1 protein-coding gene is annotated in these 3938 nt (G+C 70.1%); it reads right to left on the bottom strand.

Annotation, left to right across the window (positions count from 1 at the left end):
- A partial coding sequence (locus tag ABZS71_RS35355; protein ID WP_356216894.1) for an SDR family NAD(P)-dependent oxidoreductase occupies nucleotides 1-3896 on the bottom strand: 3896 nt, incomplete at its 3' end.
- Between the last annotated feature and the right edge of the window lie 42 nt (nucleotides 3897-3938).

The following is a 3938-nucleotide window of genomic DNA, read 5'->3' as shown; positions in this document are numbered from 1 at the left end:
TCCAGCACCTCCCAGGACGCCTCCAGCAGCAGCCGCTGCTGAGGATCCGTGGCCAACGCCTCCCGCGGATTGATCCCGAAAAATCCCGCGTCGAACTCGTCGGCGTCATAGAGGAACGCGCCTTCGTGTGCGTAGCTGGTGCCGGGGTGATCCGGGTCGGGGTGGAAGAGCCCGTCGAGGTCCCAGCCCCGGCCGGTCGGAAATTCCCCGATCACATCCTTCCCCGCGACGACCAGGTCCCACAGCCCCTCCGGGGAGTTCGCGCCACCGGGGAATCGGCAGGTCATGCCAATGATGGCCACCGGCTCATCCGAGTCGGACACGGTCGGCACGGGCACGCTCGACGCTGTGGTCTCACCGGTCAGCCGGGTGCACAGGTATTCGGCGAGCACGCGCGGTGTCGGGTAGTCGAACACCACCGTGGCCGGCAACCGCAGCCCCGTCGCCGCCGACAACCGATTACGCAACTCCACCGCCGTCAACGAATCAAAACCCAACTCCTTGAACGCAGCCCCCGCCCGCACCTCACCCGACGACACAAACCCCAGCACCACCGCCACACCACCACGCACCACCTCCAACACCACATCCAACCGAGCCACAGCATCCAACCCCACCAACCGCGAACCCAGCCCCGAGCCCAACACACCACCAGCCGCAGACCGACGCCTCATACGACCGGCCACCAACCCCCGCAACACCGCCGGCAGACCCCCACCCGCCACCCGGGCGATATCGAGGTCGACTGCCACCAGCAGCGGATCCGGGCGTCGACATGCGGCGTCGAGCAGAGCCAGCCCGCGTTCGGACGACAGGGGCCTCATGCCGCGCAGCCGCGTCAGATCCGCGTGGCCCATATGCCCGGTCATCTCGCTGGCCTGGGCCCACAGCCCCCATGCCACCGACAGCCCCGGCAGCCCCGTCCGACGCCGATGGGCAATCAATGCATCGATGAAGGCGTTCGCCGCCGCGTATCCGGCCTGGCCCGCGTTGCCCACCACTCCCGCGGCCGAGGAGAACATCACAAACATGGGCAGCGGCAGATCCGCCGTAGCGGCATGGAGATTCGCCGCTGCCGTGGCCTTCGCCGCCCACACCCGCGCCACCTGTTCCGGGGTCTGCGAGGTGATCATCGCGTCATCCAGCAGCCCCGCCGTATGAATGACCCCGGTCAGCGGATGCGCCGGGTCGATCCCGGCCACCACATCGGCAACCGCGTCCGCGTCGGTGAGATCCACGGCGGCGATGCGTACCTGCGCGCCCAAGGCGCTCAACCGGTCGGCCAACTCCCGCGCGCCCGGCGCCTCCGGTCCCCGGCGGCTCACCAGCACGAGATGTTTGACCTGCCAGGTCCGCACCAGATGCTCGGCGACCAGGCCGCCCAGCAGGCCCGTACCGCCAGCGATCAGTACCGTCCCGTCGGGGTCGAGCGCGCCGGTAGCGTCCGGCCCCTGGGTGTCCGACTCGCCGCCGCCGGTGCCACAGGTACGCATCAGCCGGGGCACCAAGGCCCGCCCGGCCCGCAGCGCCGCCTGCGGCTCATCGCTCCTCACGGTACTGACCACGGCGTCGACCACATCACTGCCGGTCACATCGGTGTCAGAGTCGATGTCGAGGAGGACGAACCGGTCCGGGTGCTCCGCCTGCGCGCTCCGCAGCAATCCCCACACACCCGCTGCGGCCGGATCCAGCCCACCGCCGCCAGGGGCCTCGCTCTCGGGGTCCCCTATGGCGACCGCGCCTTGTGTCACCACGACCAACCGGGCATCGGCCAGACGTGGCTCGGCCAGCCAGCCCTGCACCAGTTCCAGCACTCGTCCGACGGCGGTCAAGCCATCGCCCGCCCTCGCCGCCATGCTATCGACGTTCGGGTCACTGGCAGCGGGCAGATGCATCAACGCGAACGCCGGAGCGGGCGCACCGCCGTCCATCGCGGCCACCAGCGATTCCAGATCCGGGTGATCCTGGCCCAGGGTCACCCAGCCGCTGTCGCCGGGCGCGTCCGGCTCCGCCGTCGGCGGCTGTCCGGTGCCGTCCATGACCGGCATGGCGGGCACGGGGATCCAGTCGAGGGTGAACAACCCGTCGACACCACGCCCACCCGCGTCCCGTAACTGATCGGCGTCGGTTGGGCGCAGCGCCAGGGAGCGGGCCGTCAGCACCGGAGCGCCCATGGCATCGGCCACGACCACCCGCAGCGCCCGTTCGCCCTCCGGTCCGTCCTGGTGCGGAGAGAGCCGAACCCGGACCGTGGTGGCCTCCGTTGCCCACAAGCACACGCCGTTCCACGCGAACGGCAGCCACAACTGTCCGTCATGGGACGAGTCGGCATCGGTGTCCGTCCGGTCGGCGAGCAGCACCGGGTGGAGGGCGGCGTCGAGCAGCGCCGGATGGATACCGAATCCCTCCGGGGCGCCGGCGGCCTCGGGCAGCGTCACCTCGGCCAGCAGGTCCGCTCCATCTCGCCACACCGCTCGGAGCCCCTGGAACGACGCTCCGTACTCGTAGCCCGCCGAGGCAGCATGCTCGTAGAAGTCTTCGATGCCCACCGGCTTCGCGCTCTCGGGAGGCCACACTCCGGCCAGCTCCTCCACCGGGCTTTCCGAGGACGGCGGGCTCAGTACGCCCTCCGCATGGCAGACCCAGCCCGGGTCCACGCCGGGCTCGGCGTCGCGGTCAGGGCGCGAGTACACCCGCACATCCCGCCGCCCATCCTCCGTCGCCCCTCCCACGACGATCTGTACGCGAAGACCACCAGACGCGGGTAGTACGAGCGGGACCTGCAGTGCCAGTTCCTCCACCCCGCCGCAACCCGCCTCATCGGCCGCCCGCAACGCCCACTCCACCAACGCCGCGCCCGGCACCACCAGCGCACCGGCGACCACATGCTCCCTCAGCCAGCCGTCGCCGCCACCCGACGAGACCCGACCGGTCAGCACCAGCCCACCATCGGCAAGCCCCACCGCCGCCGGCAGCAAGGCATGCTCCACCCGCTGCAATCCCGCAGCAGTCACGTCGCCCACCCCTTCGGCGGGAGCTGCCCAGAACCGCTGGCGCTGGAAGGCGTACGTGGGCAGGTCCACCGTCCGCGGCGTCGGATCGGCCGGGAACAGAGCCGTCCAGTCCACCTCGACACCAGCGGTGAACGCCTGCGCGAGCGACCTAACCAGCTGAGCCCGACCGCCGTGGTCACGGCGCAGCGTGGGCACCGTGACGGCCGGGACCTCGGCTTCCTCGAAGGTCTCCTGCATTCCGATGGTGAGTACTGGATGGGTGCTGGCCTCGATGAACACGCGATGCCCATCGGCCAACAGCGCTTGAATGGCATCGGTGAACCGCACCTGCTCGCGCAGATTGGTCACCCAGTAGGCGGTGTCCAGCCTGGCGGTATCGGCCCTGCCGCCGGTCACGGTGGAGTAGAACGCCGTGCCCGTCCCGGACGTATCGATCGGACGAATGCCCTCCAGCACACGCATCAGTTCGTCCTGGATCTCATCGACCTGGGGGCCATGGGAGGCGTAGTCCACCTCGATCGACCGCGCACGGTCCCCGTTCTCCCGGCACGCGGCCACGACGATTGCGACCTGCTCCGGAGGACCCGAAATCACCGTCGAACCAGGCCCGTTGACCGCCGCGACACCAACCCCAGCGGCCCCATCGCCTAGCCCGGACAGCAACTGAACCACCCGCTCCTGACCGACACCAAGCGAGGCCATCGCACCACCACCGGCCAGCCTCCGCAACGCTCTGCTACGCAGAGCCACCACCCTCGCCCCGTCCTCCAACGACAACGCCCCCGCCACCACAGCCGCCGCGATCTCACCCTGACTATGACCCACCACCGCCGCCGGCCTCACCCCATACCCCTCCGCCCACACCGCGGCCAACGACACCATCACCGCCCACAACACCGGCTGAACCACATCCACCCGGCCCAG

The sequence above is a fragment of the Streptomyces sp. NPDC005393 genome (assembly GCF_040606675.1).
Lineage (GTDB): Bacteria > Actinomycetota > Actinomycetes > Streptomycetales > Streptomycetaceae > Streptomyces.
The sequence above is the reverse complement of the archived record's forward strand: the minus strand, read 5'-3'. Positions and strand labels throughout refer to the sequence as shown.